The organism is Candidatus Hadarchaeales archaeon, assembly GCA_038736355.1.
Lineage (GTDB): Archaea > Hadarchaeota > Hadarchaeia > Hadarchaeales > WYZ-LMO6 > WYZ-LMO6.
The window spans coordinates 324,493-343,002 of record JAVYML010000001.1 but is presented as its reverse complement, the minus strand read 5'-3'; the positions used below and the strand labels follow the sequence as shown (position 1 = coordinate 343,002).

The following is an 18,510-nucleotide window of genomic DNA, read 5'->3' as shown; positions in this document are numbered from 1 at the left end:
GTAAAGAATTTTTGTTACATACGTTTCTTTTTCGTTCCACTTGAGGGAGGAGTTTAAAAAGGAGAAAGGGAGGAAGCAGGACGGTGAAAAAAGAAATTTTGGTGTGTGCAACAGCGGTTTTCTTCCTCCTATCCTCCCTTCAGCCCTTGGCGGGAGCCCCAAGATCCAACGGATGGACTCCCAGTCTTCTGGTTTCTACCCGTTATGGTCTGGTGGAGGGTTTTGAAAAAGATGGAGTTTATGTTTGGCTGGGCATCCCTTACGCCAAACCACCCCTGGGCGAGTTGAGATGGAAAGCCCCGAGGGATCCTGAGGCATGGGAGGGAGTGCTGAAGGCCACCGCGTTTCCACCCCCACCGGTTCAGTTCGCGGGTATCATGGGGAGTATAGAGGTTGAAAAGATTAGGAACCATGAAGTCATAGGAAGCGAGAATTGCCTCTATCTGAACATTTGGAGACCGAAGAGTGGGGAAAGGCTCCCCGTTTACGTCTGGATTTACGGAGGGGCCAACCAGGCCGGTCAGAGCGCTCTCCCCCTCTATCACGGAGCGAACTTGGCCCGCAAGGCCAACGTGGTGGTGGTAACCCTTAACTACAGGGTGGGGATAGCGGGTTGGTTCCGCCATCCCGCCTTGAGGACGGGCAATCCCCTAGACGATTCGGGCAACTACGGACTCTTGGACATCGTCAAGGCGTTGGAATGGGTACACTACAACATCGAAAACTTTGGAGGGGATCCCAACAACGTGACGGTAGCGGGAGAATCGGCTGGGGCCATGAACATCTACCACCTCTTGGTTTCACCCTATGTGAAACAGGAATACTTCGATAAGGGAATAAAACTCTTCCACAGGGCGGTTTTGGAGAGTGGGGCACTCCTTCCCGTTCCTCCAGAACTAGCCGAAAGGGAGGCCCATGGAATGTTGGTTCGTCTCTTGGTGAGGGAAGGGTGGGCGGAAAACGAGGAGGAGGCGGAGAGGATGATTGCCGAGATGGGTGCGGAGGGGATAGCAAATCTTCTCCTCTCCATGCCCATGGAGAACCTCTACAGATGCTTCGTTCCGGATTACATGGGGTCCTTCAGTAGTGGGGGGATTCCCTTCCTAAGCCTCTTGGGTCTTTCTGGCTGTCTGGCGGATGGGTACGTTATTGCTTCCCCCATCTGGAAACCCTACTGGAGGTTGATGGTGGGTAAGTACATCAAGGTCCCCGTGATCATCGGGAACACCTCGGAAGAGGTCAAGTTCATGTTGCCCTTCATGGTCGAGCCCGAGAAGGCCATGGAAACCATGGAGAATGCCATCCTAGGCTATCCCCTCTCCGACAACTTGGAAGACTATATGGATCCCCTCTGGCACCCCATCTATCAGCCCGTTTCCGATCTCCTCACCTCCCTCTGGCAATTGGTGGGAGTGGAAATACCTGCCAGCTTAATGCGCCTGCATCAGAAGGAAGTGTATGTCTTCAAGTTTTCTTGGAACGAAGAACCTAAGCCTTTCGACTTCATCGTCGGGGCCTGTCATTCCTCCGAAATTCCCTTCATCTTCGGAAACGTGGGTCCGGGGGATTATTGCCCACCCTATTCTTCCCCCTATTTCGCCTACAGTCCCCAGAACGAAAAGGGAAGGATGAAGCTTTCCGATGCCATGATAGCCTACTGGTCGGGTTTCATGAGGAAGGGAGTACCGGAGGCGCAGGGCTTACCCAAATGGACTCCTTGGACCATCAAGCCCAAATGTCCCAACCGTATGGTACTGGATGCCAACGAAGAGAACTTGGAGGTGAGGATGGAGTGCTCCTTCGCTACCGTGGAGGGACTCAAGGCCCTTAAAGACCTGTTGAGGGACTTCCCGTGGGAAAACCTGGCAGACTATCTGCAGGAGTTGTTGGGCATCCTAGGAATAGACGTGAGGACTTGGTTTGGTTTTTAGATCCCGAGTTCCGAGACTACCTTGAGGAGGGTTTCCTGATATTTTGAATAAAGGTTTTCGTACACCCTCCGGTTTCCTTCGTCGGGTTCCCTCTTTTCCTTCACCCTTACCGCCCGGGCCAGGGCCTCTTCCAGGTTTTTGTAAATCCCCACGCTCACTCCGGCGAGGAGGGCCGCACCCAAGGAGGAGGCATCCTCTACCGTTTCGGTAAGGATGATGGGTTTGCCCGTGATGTCGGCCTGTATTTGTCTCCAGAGGGAAGACCTAGCCCCTCCCCCATCTACCCTTACCTCCGAAACGGGAACGCCCAGGGACTCCATGAGGTCCAGAAAAAGCCTGATGGTGAAGCCATTGCTTTCCAGGATGGCCCTGATGAGGTGCGCCCTCCTATGGCTGAAGGAGAGGTTGAGGAAAAGCCCTTTGGAGTAGGAGAAGAGGGGAATCACCAAAAGCCCCTTGGATCCTGGCTCGGCTTCCTCCGCCTGTCGGTTCAGGAGTTCGTACGGATCCATGCCCAACTTTTTTCCTTCCTCCCTCTCCTTCGCCGAGAGTTCATCCCTGAACCACCTGTAGATCAATCCCGTTCCTGGCATTACGGCCTCCAGGCACCACTTCCCCCTCACCACGTGCGGGAGACAGAACATCCTACAGGAGGGTTCGTAGAAGTCCAACAGGGGCTCTTCGACCACCGCATCCACGAAGGTCCCCGTTCCCGTGGTGGCCTTCACCTTTCCCGGCTCCACCACCCCCAATCCCAGCGCCGAACATTGTTGGTCCCCTCCCCCCACCACCACCGGCAGACCGGGAGGGAGACCCAGCTCTTCCGCCGCCTTGGGGAGGAGTTCCCCAGCCACGGTTCCGGGAGGCCTCACGGGGGGGAGTTTCTCGAGGGGGATCCCAAAGGCCCTGGAGAGTTCCTCCGACCATTCCAGCCTCCTGATATCCAAGAAGCCGTAAGAGGAGTTGATGGGATCACTCACGAAGTTTCCCGTGAGCCGGTGGAGCAGATAGGCTTCAGCTGTGAGGAAGAAACGGGTTTTTTCGAAAAGCTTTGGGAGGTTGGTTCTGAACCAGGCCAAGTGATGGGCCACCACCCGCATGGGGAAAAGGTCGGCGGGAGGGGAGGTCCTTGTGTCCATCCAAGTGATGGCCGGATGGAGGGGATTCCCCCCTTCGTCCACGGGAACTACCGTAGCCCTTTGGGTGGTCAAACCGATGGCCTCTATCCTCTCGCCTTCCCCCACCGTTCCCCTACAGGAGCTCGTCAGCGCCCTCCACCAGTCGGCGGGGTCCTGCTCGCTCAGACCGGGAGAGGGAGAATGGGTGGGGTACTCGCAATAACCCTTCCGTACCACCCTTCCTTCTCCATCGAAGAGGACGGTTTTGGCAGCGGTGGTACCCAGATCGAAGACGAGGAGCTGCTCTCCCACCGCGAAGGATGGGAAGGAGGGGTATTAGGTTTTTGTGGGAGGAGGGAGGAAGGGGAAGGATGGGGAGACTCCGTCCCGCGCTGCCGGAGGCTTTCTTGCGGGAGGCGCGGGACTTGGTGGGAGAAAGGGATTTGAGAACGGAAGAGGCCGAGCTTTTTTCCCATGCCAAGGATGCTTGGCTGCTGGGAGGGGTTTGGTTCTCTAGGGGGAAGGAACCCATCCTTCCTGGGGCGGTGGCCTATCCGGAGAGCACGGAAGAGGTCTCGGGACTCGTGCGTCTCTGTTGCCGATATAAAATTCCCCTCGTGCCGTACGGGGGAGGAACGGGGGTGGTGGGGGGAGCCCTCCCCCCAGCCGGGGCCCTCGTGGTGGATCTGAAGAAGATGAACAGACTCCTGGAGGTGGATGGAGAAAACCTGCTGGCGAGGGTCCAAGCGGGAATGAACGGGTGGAGGTACGAGGAAGAGCTGAACCGCAGGGGATACACCGGAGGTCACATACCCCAGTCCCTTCCCTCCTCCACCGTTGGGGGATGGATAGCCCACAGGGCTGCGGGTCAGTTCTCCACCAAATATGGGAAGATAGAGGATTTGGTGGCGGGGCTGGAAGCGGTGATGCCCGACGGCACGGTAGTACGCTCGAGGGCCGTTCCGCGCTCCGCCACGGGTCCCAGATTAGAGCAACTCCTCCTGGGGAGCGAAGGCATGCTGGGTATCATCACCGAGGCCACCCTCAGGATCTTTCCCTTCCCCGAGAGGCGTCTCCCCCTCTCTTTCACCTTCCCTTCCCTGGAGGGAGCCCTGGAAGCGGCCCGCAGGATTCTGAGGAGGGGTTTCAGGCCGGCCGTGCTGAGGATTTACGATGGGGAGGAGGTGGGGCTGCACTTCAGGGGGGTGGTCGAGGAGGGGAGGGTCCTCTCCCTCTTCCTGCTGGAGGGTGATGGGAAACAGGTGGAGGTGGAGGGGGAAGTGGTGGAAGGGGAATGCCGGTCGGCCGGTGGAAGTCCCTCGGGGGAAAAGCCCGTTGAACACTGGCTCAGGACTCGTTTCGATGTCCACCTCGCCCAAGAGGTGATCAGGGGAGGAGGGGTGGTGGATACGGTGGAGGTGGCCATCCTCTGGAGCAGGGCGGCAGAACTCTATCGGAAGGTGAGGGGAGAGCTGGAGGGGCTGGAGGGTATGGTCCACGTCTCCGGACACTTCAGCCACTTCTATCCCGAAGGGGTTTGCCTTTATCTCACCTTCGCGGGCTTCCCTTCGGATCCAGAGGCCTTCTACTGGGGGGCCTGGGAAAAGGTCATGAAGGCCACGCTCGAGCTGGGAGGGACGATCAGCCACCATCATGGGGTGGGACTAGTGAGGGCCAGGTGGATGGAGGAGGAACTGGGAGGGTTCCTCTCCGTGCTCAGGAAGATCAAGGGAGCTTTGGATCCCCAGAACCTGATGAACCCAGGTAAGGCCGGGTGGGGAGATGGAAGGGGTGGAAGATAAGCTCTTCCTCTGTGCCCTCTGTCCCAACATGTGCCGTTTTTCCTGCCCCGTGGAGGAAGTTGCGGGAACGGAAACCTCTTCCCCCCAGGGGAAGGCCCTTACTTCCCTCCTCCTTCTCCGCGGAGAACTCCCTTGGACGGAGGAAAACGCCAGGCCCCCTTACCTCTGTTTGGACTGTCAGGCCTGTAAGCTTTTCTGTCCCTTCGATTTCGATCTTCCCTCCCTTTTTCATCCCGTTCGCGTGAAGGCGGCGAGCAAGATCCACCCACCCGAGGTCCACTCCCGTCTCCTCCGCATGAGGGAAAAGGGCAACCCCTTCGGTGAGCCGAGGGAGAAAAGGGTGGTGGGTAAGGGGGAGGTGGCCTACCTCCCAGGATGTACGGCGGAGATGAAGGAAAGGGAGGTCCTTCTCTCCACCCTTCGCCTGTTGGAAGGGGCAGGGGTGGGGGCGGTCCTGCTGGAGGGTTACTGCTGCGGTCTTCCCTCCTTTAGGGCGGGAGACGAGAAGAGGGCGGAGGAACTCAGGGGGGAGGTGGAGGGGGTCCTGCGTTCTTTGGGGGTGGGCATCCTCCTCCTGAGCTGTCCGGGTTGCCTCGAGTTCCTCTCGGGACTGGAGGGGATAGAGGTGTTCCACACCTCCACCTTCTTCTTGAAATTGGTCGAGGAGGGGAAGATGGGTTTGCCGCGCCTTTCCGGAAGGGTTACCTATCACGATCCCTGTTCCCTGGGGAGGAAGAGGGGGATCTTCGATCCCCCGCGCAAGTTGTTGAAGGAGTTGGGCCTGGAGGTGGTGGAACCCCTCAAAACGAGGGAAAGGGCGGTCTGTTGCGGAGGGGGGAACCCGCTGGAGGAAGCCAGGGGGGTTTCGAGGAAGAGGGCGAAGGAACTCGCGGAAACGGCGGAGCTCACGGTTACCACCTGCCCCACCTGTAAGTGGGCCCTCGGAAGGGAGGGACTGAGGGTTTTGGACCTTTCACAGGTGCTGGAGGGGAGATTGGGATGAAGGTGGAGGAATTCGAGGAGAGGGTGAAGGGGGATCCCTCCTTCTCCCGAGTTTCCCTCAGGATAAGCCTGGAAGGAGAGATCCTGTTCTTGGAAGGGGAAACGGAGAGCTGGGAGCAGGTGGTGGAGCTGGGACACTTGGCGGCGGGAGTCGAGGGGGTGAGGGGGATCGTGAACAGGCTCTGGCCGAGGGGATTGCCCAAACCCGAGAGGAAAAGGGAGGGAAAGGGGAAGGCGGCCTGGGACGGGATGAGGGCGGATGTGGTGGTGGTGGGAGCGGGTATCGTGGGAGCGGGAATAGCGAGGGAGCTCTCCAGGTACGAGCTGGAGGTGGTGCTGGTGGAAAAGGAGGAGGATGTGGCTTGGGGGCAGAGCAAAGGGGGGGCCTCCTGGATCCACGGTTTTGCCGGTCTGGATGTGGATCCCACTTCCCTGAAGGCCAAGCTCTGTGTGGAGGGCAACGCGCTCTACGACGAGTGGGCGGAAGAATTGGACTTTTCCTTCAAGAGGCCTGGCCTGTTGGCCGTGGTGATGGAGGAGGAACTCGTTCCCCTGCTGGAGGTGGCTGCCGAAAGGGTGAGGGAGCATGGCTGTCCCGTAAGGGTGATAGGAAGGGAGGAGCTCCACAGGATGGAACCGGGTCTTCCCCCAGAGGCGGCGGGAGCCCTCTTCTTCCCCACGTATGGTGTGGTGGCGCCCTATGAGGTAACGATAGCACTGGTGGAGAATGCCGTGGCGAACGGGGTGAAGCTCCTCCTGGGAACGGAGGTCATAGGGGTGAGGGTGGAGGAAGGAAGGGTGAAAGGGGTGATCACCGACAGGGGGGAAATCTTCACTTCCTTCCTCGTGAATGCGGCGGGCCTTTATTCCGACGAGGTGGCGGAGCTGGCCGGGGCCCCGGAGTTCACCATCCATCCCAGAAAGGGGGAAATGCTCCTCATAGACTGGAAGAGGGCAGGGGCATGCCTTCACAACCTTGCCCCCGGGGAGCTGAAGGAGGATCCCTACACGAAGGGTGGGGGGATCTCCCTCACCGTGGATGGGAACATGCTTTGGGGTCCCACCGCCCAGGAAGTTCCCTACAAGGAGGATACGGAGACCACGAAGGAGGGAATGGAGAGGGTGTGGAGGAAGTTCAGCAAGTACCTCCCTTCGATCAAGAGGACGGATGTGATCACGGCCTTCGCGGGAGTGAGGGCGGCCACCTACACCGAAGACTTCCACATAGCCCCCTCGAGGAAGGTCAAGGGGCTGGTGAACGTGGGGGGGATCCAGTCCCCGGGTATCACGGCGGCCCCCGCCATAGCGAGGATGGTGGTGGACATCCTGAGGAAGGAGGGTCTGGAGCTGAGGGAAAAGGTCTCCTTCAATCCCAGGAGGAGGGCCGCCCCGCGTTTCAGGGAGTTGGGGGACAGGGAAAGGGAACAACTGATTTCCTTGGACAGGAGGTACGGAAGGGTGGTGTGCAGGTGTGAACACGTCACCGAGGGTGAAGTGGTGGAAGCGATAAGGAGGGGGGCCACCACCCTCGATGGGATAAAGTTCAGGACGAGGGCGGGGATGGGAAGGTGTCAGGGAGGTTTCTGTACCCCACACCTCCTGAGGATCCTTTCGAGGGAGCTGGGAAGGCCCGTGGAGGAACTCACGAAGAAGGGAGGGAAGAGCAGGGTGGTGATGGGCAGGATCAAGGAACCCTTTCTGGGGGGGTGAGGGTGGAGGGGGAAGTGGAGCTGGTGGTGGTGGGAGGGGGAGCGGCGGGCCTGGCGGCGGCCCTGAAGGCGAGGGAGGAAGGGATCGAGGAGATCTGGGTTTTGGACAGGAACGAGAGACCGGGGGGTATCCTCCCCCAATGCATCCACACGGGTTTCGGGCTCCACTACTTCGGGGAAAACTTGACGGGACCGGAGTACATCCACCGCTTCATCAGGAGGGCGAGGGAGGAGGGAATAACGATCAAGCTGGAGACGATGGTCCTCAGGCTCACCAAGGAAAGGGAGGTGGTGGCGGTCAATCCTTCGGAGGGCCTCCTGAAGCTGAAGGCCGGAGCGGTGATCCTAGCGATGGGTTGCAGGGAGAGGCCGAGGGGTTCCCTCCTCATTCCGGGAGGGAGACCGGCTGGAATCTTCACGGCCGGAACGGCTCAGAGGCTCCTCGATCTCGAGGGTTACCTTCCGGGGAGGGAAGTGGTGATCTTGGGCTCGGGGGACGTGGGACTCATCATGGCCAGGAGGTTTGCCATGGAAGGGGTGGAGGTGAAGGCGGTGGTAGAACTCATGCCCTATCCGGGTGGGTTGGGGAGGAACGTGGTGCAGTGCTTGGAGGATTTCGGCATTCCCCTCCTCCTCAGGAGGACGGTCACCCACATCCATGGGAGGGAGAGGGTGGAGGCCGTAACGGTGGCGGAAGTGGATGGGGAAGGAAATCCCATTCCTGGAACCGAAAGGAAGATCCCCTGCGATACCCTCGTCCTCTCGGTGGGCCTCATACCGGAGAACGAGCTCTCGGAGGGGGCGGGAATAGAGCTGGATGAGAGGACGGGGGGACCCTTCGTGGACGAATTCATGCGCACCTCCCTGGAAGGTTTCTTCGCCTGCGGGAACGTGGTGACGGTCTTCGATCTGGTGGACCATGTGACCCTCACGGGGGAGAGGGCGGGAAAGAGTGCCTCCCAGTACCTCAAGGGTGAGCTTCCACCACCCCGGAGGGTCAGGGAAGTGAGACCGGGCGAGAACGTGAGGCTGGTGGTGCCCCAGAGGGTGAGCGGGGAGGGTCCCGTCACCTTCTACTTGAGGGTTTCGAGACCCCTGAGGGAAGCGAGGGTGGAGGTGGGGGGAAAGAGCTTCTTCAGAAAGGCCGTGAGACCACCGGAGATGCTGACGGTGGAGCTGGGGAAGGAAGAAGTGGGGGGGCTGGGTGGGGAAATTCCCGTGAGGGTTTTGGGTAAGCCTCTGGGATAGACATGGAAGTGAAGGAACTCACCTGTGTGATCTGTCCCTTGGGATGCAGGGCCAAGGTCTATGTGGAGGGGGGGAGGGCGGTGGGATGGGAGCATCTCGAGTGCAAGGCCGGGGAAGAATATGTGAAGAGGGAAGTGGAACGTCCCCTCCGGGACTTCTTCACGGTGGTGAGGGTGAAGGGGGGAGGGGTCCTTCCCGTGAGGAGTACGGGACCCATTCCCAAGGAGAGGCTGAAGGAGGCCGTCAAGGAACTGGCGGCGGTGGAGGTGGAGGGTCCGGTGAGGATGGGTGAGGTGGTCGTGAAGAACCTACTGGGACTGGGAGTGGATGTGGTGGCCACTTGGGAGCTGGAATAGTTTTATGCTCACAACCGAAAAGAAAAAAGATGGCGGCGGGGATGCTGAAGAGGTACCTGGAGATGAAGAACCTCGAGGGATGGAAGGAATACAAGGAGATGAAGGAAAAGAAGGTCAAGAAGGTGGAGGAAGAGCGTTATAAGTAGTTCTTCCCTTTTCTTTGGATGGTGTCCTTCCAGGAGCTGGACGCCTTTTTCCATCCCAAGGCCGTGGCCGTGATCGGTGCCTCTACGGGTTTAGACCACTTCGTCCTCCCCATGCTGGAGGCGGGAGGGAAGGTTTATTTGGTGAATCCCAACAGGAAGGAGCTCTTCGGGCAGAAATGCTATTCCTCCCTAGCCGAGGTGGAAGAACCGGTGGACTACGCCCTGGTGGCCGTTCCCGCCCAGCTGGTGCCTGGGGTCATCCGGGAATGTGTGGAGAAGGGGGTGAAGGTGGTGCACATCTTCAGTTCCGGTTTTGGGGAGGTGGGGAGGAGGGATCTGGAGGAGGAGGTGCTCAGGGCTGCGGGGGGTAAGGTAAGGATCATAGGACCCAACTGCATGGGCCTTTACTGTCCAGAATCCTTCCTGCGTTTCGCCTATCACCAGCCCTCCGAGGCCGGAGAGGTGGGCTTCATCTCCCAGAGCGGGGGGCAGGCAGTGAACTTCGTCTATGCAGGCGTGGTGAGGGGTTTCAGGTTCAGCAAGGTGGTGAGCTATGGGAACGGGGTGGACTTGGATGCCGTGGACTTCCTCCGTTACTTGGGGGAAGATCCCAAGACGAGGGTGATAGGAATGTACCTCGAGGGACTGAGACCGGGCAGGGGTAGGGAGCTGAGGGAGGTGATGGAGGAGGTCTGTTTGAGGAAACCCGTGGTGGTGCTGAAGGGGGGAAGAACGGAGGAAGGGAGAAGGGCGGTCTCCTCCCACACGGGTTCGCTGGCGGGTTCGGGAAGGGTCTGGGAGGGTTTTCTGGAGCAGGTGGGTGCAATGGAGGTGGGGAGCTTCGCGGAGATGGCGGACCTTTTGGCGGCCCTCCTCCGCTCACCCCTTCCCAGGGGGAGGGGAGTGGCGGTGACCACGGTCTCGGGAGGGACGAGCGTGGTGGAGACGGACGGACTGGTGGAAGAAGGCCTGAGCGTGCCCAGGCTGGAGGGGGGATGGGGTGCGCTGGAGGAGAGGCTCAGGAGGGCGGGAACCAGTTTGAGCAATCCCCTCGACATCTGGCCGGCGTACGCGAGGGGATACTTGGATGAGGTGCTCGAGGTCCTGGCCTCCCAAGGGGTCATCCACTCGATCGTGGTGGAGATGCAAGCCGAGGAGTTCAGGGCCTACAGGGAAACCCCTCCCGAATGGTTGAAGGATTTCGTGAGCAAGCTCGCGCGGATGGGGAGGAGGATCCAGGAGGAGAGGGGAAAACCCGTGCTGGTGGCCGTTCCACCTTCCTTCTTCCACGATACGGAGGAAGCCATGAGGAAATGGTTCCAGGAGGGGGGATTGGCGGTTTGTGGTTCGGTGAGGGAGGCGGGTAGGATCCTGTCCAAGATGTACGGGTACAGGAAATACTTGGAGAGAAAGGGGGTCCTACGCGAAAAGGAAGAAGAGGGAGATTAGGAAGGCACCCGCCCACACCCTCTTATCCCAGCGAAAGACCTTGCTTCCGTCGAGGGGTGGAAGGGGGAGGAGGTTGAAGAGGGCCAGCCAGCCGTTGACGCTGGCCGCCAAGTAAAAACCGAACCAGGGATGGAGGAGGTGGAGGGAGAGGAAGAGGGAGGCCAGGAAGAGGTTGGAGAGGGGACCTGCTAGGGAAATCTTTCCATATTCCCTTTTCCCCGGTCCAAGGATCGTTCCCCAGGGACCCAGCCTCGGCTGGATGACCACTGCACCCGGAGCGGCGAAAACGAAGCCCACTAGGGAGAGGAGGAGGGCCAAGAGCAGACCCATGGGCCAAGCCCGATACTCGGCATAACATCCGAACCTTCTGGCGAGGTACCTGTGGGAGAGCTCGTGGGCTACAAAACCCACCGAGACCGCGAGGAGGGAGAGGGGGAGGTAGTTCGTGGCTTTCCCCGGTCCCCCGGCGAAAACCGTGGAGAAGGCCAGGGCCAAGACGAAGGCGGAGAGCGTGAGGTCCCTCGCTTCCCTTCCCTTCATCGATCTTCCTCCCGAGCGGGGCCAGTTTCAACTGGATTCGGTTTGGGATGAAAACCTTCCCAGCCTTCCTCGCATGATTTATCGGATCTTTTCGAATCTCGATTTGTTTTGGAGTCTCTCAGGTTTTCGAAGGAAAGGGTACCATGAGTGTTGAGTGGGAGAAGGACCATGCGAAGATCCCATCAGTGGAGAACTTGAGTTTTTCTTGGAAAGAGTGCAGGCATCATTTGTGGATCAGTAGTTCCTGATGAGATCCCCCGCACCCTCCAGGCTCAGGACCTCCGTGGTCCCGTCCTCTATCAACTTCACCCTGGCATCCCTGTAGAGCTTCTGGATCAGGAACTCGTCCGTGGTCCCGTAGGCCCCGAAGAGCTGGAGGGCCTCATCCGCCACCTCGTAGGCTATCCTCTTGCAGTAAACCTGGGCCGCCAAAGCGTGCCTGTAGGAAGCTTTGAAGGTGAAGCGCTCGAAGTTTTCCCTCCAAACGTGCTCCATGACCCTCCTGGAATAGGCCCTGGCCGTCTCCACCTTCGTGAAGAGCTCGAAGAGTTTTTTCCTCACCAGCTGGTGTTTCACGAGGGGTTTTCCCCCCTGTACCCTTTCCTTGCAGTACCTCAGGGCTTCCTCGAAGGCAGCCCTTGCCAGCCCCACGGAGGAGGCTGCCATCCAAGAGCTGGTGATGCAGAGGATCTGGGGGAGGGTCATGAGTCCCGTGGAGGGATGGAGGGCACCCTCTGGAAGGGTCATGTAACCCTCGGGTATCCTCACGTTTTCGAACACCAGTTCCCCCTGGGGACAATCCCTCTGACCGAGCTTCAGGATGGGCGGTCCCTTCCTCACCCCGGGGAGGTCGAGGGGAACCACACATCCCGCCCCCACGCTTCCCTTCGCTAAGTCGAGGTTCACGTGGAGGGCGACGTGGGTGGCCACGGGTCCGGAGGAAATCCAGGAAGACTTGGACCCGGAGATCACCCACTCCTTCCCCTCCTTCACCGCCCTTACCTGTCCCGGTGTGAAGCGGTTCAGTTCCTCCCCCTCGAGGACGAAATCACAGGCCAGCAACCAATCGGAGCCGTGCTCCGGCTCCGTTACCCCCCAGCATCCATGGTACTTGGCCTGATCGTCCTCGAGCCAGGGACGGACGAAATTTTGGTTGAGTTCCTCGTCGAAGCCCGAGGCGGCGAAGAGGATGGGGAAGAGATCCACCCCAAAGGCTATGGAGAAACCGGAGCTTCCCCATGCCACTTCCTCCACCATCATGTGTACCATCCTTCCCGGCAGACCTTCCCCTCCGAAGAGTTTTGGGACGGGTCCCCTGTGATATCCCAGCCTTTTCCAGGCCTTCAGAACCCTCCAGTAGGGCGAGTCCCTCTTCACCACCCTTTCGGGATACTCGTCGGAGGGCATCCTGTCTATCTCAATGGATGCCGGTCTCACCACCTCCTCGGCGAAACGGTGGAGTTCTTCTTTGAGAAGCCTCTCATCCTCGGAAATCTCCTCTATCTCCGCGTATCCCACCTTCTACACCCTGTATTCCTTCTGTACCTCTATGATGCCTAGCGTCATGTCGAACTGGAAGTAGATGGCCGCCACCAATTCCCTGATGGGGATGCGGTGGATGGGGTCTATCGCGGAGGGGGAGTCATAGGTGACCGAAGCGGGCCCCGTCCAGATGGTCTCCCTCCCCTGTGGATCCCTGTGGAAGTCTATCAGGGAATACCACTTCACCAGTTGGGTTAGACCATCCCCTCCCTTGATCGGTGGAAGGTGCCTTACGGAAAGGAGGGGGGTGGGACGGGGGAGGATGGAACTCACGAGGTCGGGAGTGACCCTCTCGTCCGGTTTGAAGGTGAAGGTGAGAAGCCTCTTTCCCCTGGGCCTTTCCATGGTGGCCTGGATTACATCGTACTCTTGGAGGAACTCGATGTGGGCAAGCTTCTTGGGTGCCCCCGCGAGTTCCCTTCCAGCTGCCATCGCAGCATCGTTGGTAACATAGATGTAGGGGATGTAGTAACCCATTTCCCCCTTTACGTCCTTCACCTGGATCACGGCCAGGAACTCATTGTATTCTCCCAGGGTGGAGAAGGAATAGCGGGAGATCCAGAGACCGGCATAGGGGGGATCGGAGAAGAGTTCTAGTCCCTCCGGGAGGAGGGCCTCCACACTTTTGTCCGTCTCCACCATGGCCACGAGACAGTCGCAATTCCTGTACTCAATTTTCAGTCTCTCGGCAGGAGTTCCTGGGGAAAGGCCCGCCCCATAGAGGGGGGAGTCGAAGGGAATGGAATAACCTTCCTTCCCTCCCTTGAGCACCACGAGTTTTCCTCAGCGGGCACAGATAAAAAACTTGCGCAGTCTTACCACTTTTTGTATTTCTGGAGTTCATCGGTTAAATCGACGCTCGTGAGCATCACCGTTCTGCAGCAGTACCTCTTCAGCCCCAGCTCGTCCAGCACGGTCTTGGGATCCTCTCCAGCCCTGACCCTCCTATCGAACTCCTCGTACTTATCACCTAGGAGCTTGCCGCAAGTGATGCACCTGATGGGTCTCATTCCCTCACCTGTAGCTCTTTTGATACTTCGCCCTGGCCCCATATCCTTCCGGTTTCTTGGGCAGCTTGAAGCGGGTATCGCTCTTGATCAGGGTCCAATCGTACTGCCTGAAGACCTCCCTGAGCTGGGGATTTTCTTCCTTCGCCCATTCTATTAATCCCCTCGCTATGGCCGTTCTGGCGGCATCCGCCTGGCCCATCACTCCTCCCCCCCTCACGTTCACCCTTATGTCCACCTTTTTCGCCACCTCCCCGGCCAGAAGGAGGGGCTCCATGATCTTTAGCTTGGCGAGCTCAGGACCGTAGACTTCCAGAGGGGTTCCGTTGAGATAAACCTTCCCGCTTCCTTCAGTCAGGATCGCCCTGGCCACGGCAGCCTTCCTCCTTCCCGTCGCGATCACCGTTTTCAAAACTTCGCCCCCAGCAGCTTACTGAGTTCTCCCACCTTAATAAAGCGTGTTCTCCCCAGCTTCTCCGCCTCCGCCTCCGGAAACCTCGTCAGTTCCCTTCCCCTGAGTTCCGGCGGAATCCCCACGTGTACCCTCAGCCTCTTGTAGGCCTTCCTCCCCTTCTCTTGGTGATAGGGCAACATCCCCCTCACGGTGAGCCTCACGAGATCGTCGGGTCTCCTGTAATGGAAGGGACCCTTCCTGGGATTGGCCAGGTTCCTCGTCCTGAACCATGCTTGGTAGGTGGCCAGGATGGTGGGCTTCTTCCCCGTGATCAGGACCTCCTCCGCGTTCACGATGGTGATCCTCTCCCCTTGGAGGAGACGCTTGGCCACCAGACTCGCGAGCCTCCCCAGCACATGACCCTTTCCATCCACCACCAGCATCTTCTCACTCCATGATCCTCAGACCCTTTCCCTCAGGGTTTTGTTCCAGGAGCTGGGTCAAACTCAGGGCCTCCCCTCCCGCGCTCACGATCTTCCTTTTCGCCGAGAGGGAAAACTTGAAAGCCGCCACCCGCAGGGGCTTCGTGAGCTTTCCCGCAGCCAGAACTTTCCCCGGCACCACCACCGTCTCCCCCTCTTCCGCATACCTGTCCAGCTGGCTCAGGTTGATCTCCGCCCTGTTCCTCCTGGGTCTGGAAAGCCTTTCCGCCAAGTCCAGCCAGACCCTCACCTTCCTCCTTCTCCCCTCTTCCCTGAGCCTCCTTATGAGGGCCTTCAGCACGGGATTGGTGGGACCGGTGGGACGCATATTCTCACCTGGTTGTTCTGGCTTAATGCTTTTTCCTCCACAAAAAGCTTTTAGTGGAGGGAAGAAAAGAGAAAATTGGCTGGCGGAGGGAAGGGGGGTGGGAGGGTGAGGGTTGCCGTACGCCAGCAAGCTTGAGCTGAAGGGTTTCAAATCCTTTAGGGACAGGGTGGAGCTACCCCTTTCGAAGGGTCTGACGGTCATAGGGGGACCCAACGGTTCGGGAAAGAGCAACATCGTGGATGCCCTTTGCTTCGTGTTGGGATGGATGAGCGCCAAGACCATGCGTGCGGAGAGGTTTTCCGATTTCCTCTTCAGGGGGAAGGGCAAATCGGTTCCCTATGCCGAGGTCTCCCTCCACTTCAACAACGAGGATGGGGGGCTGAAAGTCGATTCCAAGACGGTGGTGATTACGAGGATCGTGGACAGGGAAGGGAGATCGACTTACATGCTCAACAAGAAGCGCCTGAGCAGGCAGGAGGTGGTGGACCTCCTGGGAAAGGACCTGGGGATGGGAGAGTACAACTTCATCCTGCAGGGGGATGTGGATCGCTTCGTGAACATGACTCCCCTGGAGAGGAGGGGAATCGTGGAGGAGCTGGCGGGAATAGCGGAGTACGAGGCCAAGAAGGAGAAATCGCTGGGGGAGCTGAACAGGGTGGAGGGTAAGCTCTCTTCCCTTCGCACCCTCTTGGAGGAGGTCTCCAAGAACGTGGAGAGGCTCAGGACGGAGAGGGAGAATGCCCTGAGGTACAGGGAGCTGAAGGAGAAACTGGAGGAGGTGAGGGGAAAACTCCTCTGGCTGAGGAGGGAGAAGTGCAGGAAAGAGCTTGCTGGAGTAAGGGAGAGGAGGGGGGAGCTCGAGAGGAGGGCGAAGGAGCTGGGAGAAAAATATAGCGAGCTGGTGGAGGAAATCTCCTCCCTGAAGGAGGAGGAAAGGAGGCTTGGGGAGGAAATAGAGGGGGCGATGCCCACCCTGGAAGCGGAAAAGGCCAGACAGAGGGTGGAGGACTTGAGGGAACAACTGGAAGCCCTTGAAAGGGATGGGGAGGAGGTGAGGAGGGAAATGGAAGGATTGGAAGAAGAGGTGAAGAGGGCTGGACCCCCCCTGAAGGAGAGACTCCAGAGGCTCAAGGAGGGGTGTCAGAGGTTCTTGGAACTCAGTTCCTCCTTCCTGAGGAAGAGGCATGGATCGCCGGAGGAGTTGCTGGAAGGATTGAAGATGCTGAGGAAGGCGGTGGAGGAGCTGAAGGGGTTGCTCGAGGAGGTGGAGGAGGGCATGGAGGGGAAAGAACCTTCCGATGCGAGGGAAAGGCTCCTCTACTTGAGGGCCAGGTTGGTCCAGATAGAGAAGGGAAGGAAGGAGGTGGGGGAGAAGCTTTTGAGGGCCCAGAAGGAGCTGGAGAGGCTTTCCTCCCTGGAGAGGAAGGCGGGGGAGGAAGTGGAGAGGAGGAGGAAGAGGAGGGAGGAACTGAGGAGGAGGCTGGACAGGCTGGAGGAGGAGGGGCGCTCCTTGGAGGCCAAGCTCAGGGAAGTGGAGCAGCAGAAGGGAGCACTGGAAGCGGAGGAGCGCTCCCTTTCCCTCAGGCTGGAGGAACTGGAAAACGAGGCCCAAGGGATGAGGCTGAGGAGGGCTGAGGAGGGGGAAAGGGAACTGGAAAGGGAAGCCAGGGAGCTGGAGGCCAAGATGAGGGAACTGGAGCCCGTGAACATGAAGGCGGTGGAACAGTTCGAGGAGGAGGAGAGGAAGTACCTTTCCCTTAGGGAAACCCATGAGAAGCTCGAGAGGGAGAAACAGGTGATCCTGAGTTTCATGGAGGAAATAGAGAGGAGGAAGAGGGAGGCCTTCCTCTCCGTTTTCAACGAGCTTTCGGAGAACTTCGGGAAGATCTTTTCGGAGCTCTCCCCAGGGGGGGAAGCGAGGCTCGTGCTGGAGTGCGAGGAGGATCCCTTCAGGGGAGGGGTGGAGATCGTGGCCAGACCTGCGGGTAAGGAAGTGCTCAGGGCTGAAGCCATGTCGGGAGGGGAGAAATCCCTCACGGCCCTCGCCTTCATCCTGGCAGTACAGAGGCTCAGGCCCGCTTCCTTTTACGTTTTCGACGAGATAGATGCCCATCTGGACGACGAGAAGGTGCCGAGGGTGGCAAGGCTTCTCAAGAAGTATGCGGAAAACTCCCAGGTGATCGTGGTTACCCTCAAGGACCCCATCATGAGCGTGGCGGATAGGCTCTTCGGGGTGGTCATGGAGGGAGGGGTCTCCAGGATCGTCTCCCTCGACCTCTCCAAATACGGGGGATGAAGATGGAAGTGGTAGTGGACGAACCCTTCGAGATCCTCCTCCACCTGGTTCAGGAGAAGAAACTGGATCCTTGGGAGGTGGACATAGAGGTGGTGATGGAGGTTCTTTCCAGGAAGATCCTTGGAAACGGTCCGGATCTAAGGCTTTCCGGAAGGGCCATGCTCTCGGCCTCCACCCTGCTGAGGATGAAGGCGGAGGGAATGGGAAACGGGAAGGAGGGAAATGGGGAGGAAATCCTGGAACTGCCGGAACTGGAACTTCCCGAACTGGGCCCCATCGTCCTGATCCAGCACGAGGGAAAGAAGGTGACGCTGGAGGAGCTCCTCTCCGCCCTGAGGGAAGCCCTGAGGGAAGTCCCTCCGGAGAGGAGGGAGGAAAGGGAGCTCGTGAAAAAGTTGGTGAAGAGGATCAACGAGTTCAGACTCAAGATAGAGGAGCTCATGGAAGCCCTTTACTCCAAGATCCTTTCCCTCTCCGGGGGAGGGGAGGTGGAGTTTTCCAAGCTGTTGGAGGAGAGGACCAGGAAGTGCGCCGTGAGGACCCTTCTCCTCCTCCTCTTCCTCTTCAACAGGGGAAGGATTGGGCTGAGGCAAGAGGAACCCTTCGGGGAGATTTACGTGAGGCCGATGAGGGATGGGGATGGGGCTGGAGAGGGACAAGGCACTGGTTTACGCTGCCCTGTACGCGAGTGATCGTCCCCTCACGCTGGGGGAACTGAAGGAGGTGCTGGGGACCTCCTCGGAAACCTACGTGGGAAAGGTGGTGGAGGAGCTCAGGAAGGAACTCGAGCGCTCCCCCTTCGAGCTGGTGAACACGGCGAGGGATGCGGTGATGCTCAGGTTGAGGGAGGAATACCTGCCCAAGTTGAAGGGTTTGGTGAGGAAGGTCAGGCCCTCCAGGGGCATGCTGAAAACCCTCGCCGTCATAGCCTACGAGCAGCCCATCCATCTCTCGAGGCTGGCGAGGTTGAGGGGGGGACACGTGTACGAGCATGTGAGGCAGCTGGTTTCCCTGGGATTCGTGGAGGCTAGGAGGGTGGGGAGGACGAAGGTCCTGAAAACCTCCAAGAAGTTCGCCAGCTATTTCGGGCTAGAGGATGACGAGGAACTCATCCACAGGAAGCTTCAGGAAGGTCTGGAGAGGAAGATGAGGGGATGAGA

Annotated in this window: 18 protein-coding genes; 10 read left to right on the top strand and 8 right to left on the bottom strand. The window is 59.0% G+C overall.

From position 1 onward, the window contains the following. The first annotated feature begins 83 nt into the window (after positions 1 to 83). Positions 84 to 1,931 carry a carboxylesterase family protein gene (locus QXG22_01545; protein MEM0358685.1) on the top strand — a complete coding sequence of 616 codons (1,848 nt, stop codon included), beginning with the start codon at positions 84 to 86 and terminating at the stop codon, positions 1,929 to 1,931. On the opposite strand, the gene QXG22_01540 is transcribed toward QXG22_01545, so the two are convergent. Next, positions 1,928 to 3,361, bottom strand: a complete 1,434-nt coding sequence (locus tag QXG22_01540) for an FGGY family carbohydrate kinase (GenBank protein MEM0358684.1) — start codon at positions 3,359 to 3,361, stop codon at positions 1,928 to 1,930. The genes QXG22_01545 and QXG22_01540 overlap by 4 nt on opposite strands. A gap of 8 nt (positions 3,362 to 3,369) precedes the next feature. Here QXG22_01540 and QXG22_01535 point away from each other — a divergent pair, with 8 nt between their 5' ends. From QXG22_01535 to QXG22_01510, 6 genes are all read left to right on the top strand, one after another. Continuing rightward, on the top strand, positions 3,370 to 4,851 hold the full coding sequence (locus tag QXG22_01535) for an FAD-binding oxidoreductase (GenBank protein ID MEM0358683.1): 1,482 nt from the start codon (positions 3,370 to 3,372) through the stop codon (positions 4,849 to 4,851). After that, positions 4,832 to 5,854 carry a (Fe-S)-binding protein gene (locus tag QXG22_01530; GenBank protein ID MEM0358682.1) on the top strand — a complete coding sequence of 341 codons (1,023 nt, stop codon included), beginning with the start codon at positions 4,832 to 4,834 and terminating at the stop codon, positions 5,852 to 5,854. The genes QXG22_01535 and QXG22_01530 overlap by 20 nt, the downstream gene beginning before the upstream one ends. Next, on the top strand, positions 5,851 to 7,563 hold the full coding sequence (locus tag QXG22_01525; protein MEM0358681.1) for an NAD(P)/FAD-dependent oxidoreductase: 1,713 nt from the start codon (positions 5,851 to 5,853) through the stop codon (positions 7,561 to 7,563). The genes QXG22_01530 and QXG22_01525 overlap by 4 nt, the downstream gene beginning before the upstream one ends. Beyond that, positions 7,560 to 8,810 carry an FAD-dependent oxidoreductase gene (locus QXG22_01520; GenBank protein ID MEM0358680.1) on the top strand — a complete coding sequence of 417 codons (1,251 nt, stop codon included), beginning with the start codon at positions 7,560 to 7,562 and terminating at the stop codon, positions 8,808 to 8,810. Before QXG22_01525 ends, QXG22_01520 begins: the two co-directional genes overlap by 4 nt. 2 nt (positions 8,811 to 8,812) lie before the next feature. Continuing rightward, positions 8,813 to 9,166, top strand: a complete 354-nt coding sequence (locus tag QXG22_01515) for a DUF1667 domain-containing protein (GenBank protein ID MEM0358679.1) — start codon at positions 8,813 to 8,815, stop codon at positions 9,164 to 9,166. Between the two features lie 164 nt (positions 9,167 to 9,330). Further along, positions 9,331 to 10,761 (top strand): CoA-binding protein, encoded by a 1,431-nt coding sequence (locus tag QXG22_01510; protein ID MEM0358678.1) that lies wholly within the window; start codon positions 9,331 to 9,333, stop codon positions 10,759 to 10,761. Here QXG22_01510 and QXG22_01505 read toward each other — a convergent pair. The 7 genes from QXG22_01505 to QXG22_01475 all read right to left on the bottom strand — a co-directional run bounded on the left by QXG22_01505 (position 10,732) and on the right by QXG22_01475 (position 15,054). Continuing rightward, the gene (locus QXG22_01505; GenBank protein MEM0358677.1) at positions 10,732 to 11,301 is read right to left on the bottom strand and encodes a hypothetical protein; all 570 of its coding nucleotides are present in this window, start codon (positions 11,299 to 11,301) and stop codon (positions 10,732 to 10,734) included. The two genes, QXG22_01510 and QXG22_01505, sit on opposite strands and share 30 nt — an antisense overlap. A gap of 234 nt (positions 11,302 to 11,535) precedes the next feature. Next, positions 11,536 to 12,819, bottom strand: coding sequence for an acyl-CoA dehydrogenase family protein (locus QXG22_01500; GenBank protein MEM0358676.1), 1,284 nt, complete (start codon positions 12,817 to 12,819; stop codon positions 11,536 to 11,538). A 3-nt stretch (positions 12,820 to 12,822) separates the two neighbouring features. After that, a complete protein-coding gene (locus QXG22_01495; protein ID MEM0358675.1) occupies positions 12,823 to 13,617 on the bottom strand; it encodes an acetoacetate decarboxylase family protein in 795 nt (264 codons plus the stop codon). Between the two features lie 41 nt (positions 13,618 to 13,658). After that, positions 13,659 to 13,853, bottom strand: coding sequence for a DNA-directed RNA polymerase subunit N (locus QXG22_01490; GenBank protein MEM0358674.1), 195 nt, complete (start codon positions 13,851 to 13,853; stop codon positions 13,659 to 13,661). 4 nt (positions 13,854 to 13,857) lie between these two features. Continuing rightward, a complete protein-coding gene (locus tag QXG22_01485) occupies positions 13,858 to 14,253 on the bottom strand; it encodes a 30S ribosomal protein S9 (GenBank protein MEM0358673.1) in 396 nt (131 codons plus the stop codon). 5 nt (positions 14,254 to 14,258) lie between these two features. Next, a complete protein-coding gene (gene rplM / locus QXG22_01480) occupies positions 14,259 to 14,687 on the bottom strand; it encodes a 50S ribosomal protein L13 (GenBank protein ID MEM0358672.1) in 429 nt (142 codons plus the stop codon). Positions 14,688 to 14,691: 4 nt separating this feature from the next. After that, entirely contained in the window at positions 14,692 to 15,054 is a 363-nt protein-coding gene (locus QXG22_01475; protein MEM0358671.1) for a 50S ribosomal protein L18e, read from the bottom strand. 112 nt (positions 15,055 to 15,166) lie between these two features. On the opposite strand from QXG22_01475, the gene QXG22_01470 reads away from it, so the two are divergent. From QXG22_01470 to QXG22_01460, 3 genes are read left to right on the top strand one after another with little or no spacing between them, the layout of a single operon-like run. Then, on the top strand, positions 15,167 to 17,350 hold the full coding sequence (locus tag QXG22_01470; protein MEM0358670.1) for a chromosome segregation SMC family protein: 2,184 nt from the start codon (positions 15,167 to 15,169) through the stop codon (positions 17,348 to 17,350). Then, on the top strand, positions 17,347 to 18,042 hold the full coding sequence (locus tag QXG22_01465) for a segregation/condensation protein A (protein MEM0358669.1): 696 nt from the start codon (positions 17,347 to 17,349) through the stop codon (positions 18,040 to 18,042). Before QXG22_01470 ends, QXG22_01465 begins: the two co-directional genes overlap by 4 nt. Next, positions 17,990 to 18,508, top strand: a complete 519-nt coding sequence (locus QXG22_01460; protein ID MEM0358668.1) for an SMC-Scp complex subunit ScpB — start codon at positions 17,990 to 17,992, stop codon at positions 18,506 to 18,508. The genes QXG22_01465 and QXG22_01460 overlap by 53 nt, the downstream gene beginning before the upstream one ends. Positions 18,509 to 18,510 lie beyond the last annotated feature (2 nt).

Coding starts and splice junctions, on each gene's coding strand:
- QXG22_01535 (MEM0358683.1), top strand. CDS start 3,370: ATGGGAAGGAGGGGTATTAGGTTTTTGTGGGAGGAGGGAGGAAGGGGA.
- QXG22_01475 (MEM0358671.1), bottom strand. CDS start 15,054: ATGCGTCCCACCGGTCCCACCAATCCCGTGCTGAAGGCCCTCATAAGG.
- QXG22_01505 (MEM0358677.1), bottom strand. CDS start 11,301: ATGAAGGGAAGGGAAGCGAGGGACCTCACGCTCTCCGCCTTCGTCTTG.
- rplM (MEM0358672.1), bottom strand. CDS start 14,687: ATGCTGGTGGTGGATGGAAAGGGTCATGTGCTGGGGAGGCTCGCGAGT.
- QXG22_01530 (MEM0358682.1), top strand. CDS start 4,832: ATGGAAGGGGTGGAAGATAAGCTCTTCCTCTGTGCCCTCTGTCCCAAC.
- QXG22_01525 (MEM0358681.1), top strand. CDS start 5,851: ATGAAGGTGGAGGAATTCGAGGAGAGGGTGAAGGGGGATCCCTCCTTC.
- QXG22_01490 (MEM0358674.1), bottom strand. CDS start 13,853: ATGAGACCCATCAGGTGCATCACTTGCGGCAAGCTCCTAGGTGATAAG.
- QXG22_01465 (MEM0358669.1), top strand. CDS start 17,347: ATGAAGATGGAAGTGGTAGTGGACGAACCCTTCGAGATCCTCCTCCAC.
- QXG22_01515 (MEM0358679.1), top strand. CDS start 8,813: ATGGAAGTGAAGGAACTCACCTGTGTGATCTGTCCCTTGGGATGCAGG.
- QXG22_01460 (MEM0358668.1), top strand. CDS start 17,990: ATGGGGCTGGAGAGGGACAAGGCACTGGTTTACGCTGCCCTGTACGCG.
- QXG22_01510 (MEM0358678.1), top strand. CDS start 9,331: ATGGTGTCCTTCCAGGAGCTGGACGCCTTTTTCCATCCCAAGGCCGTG.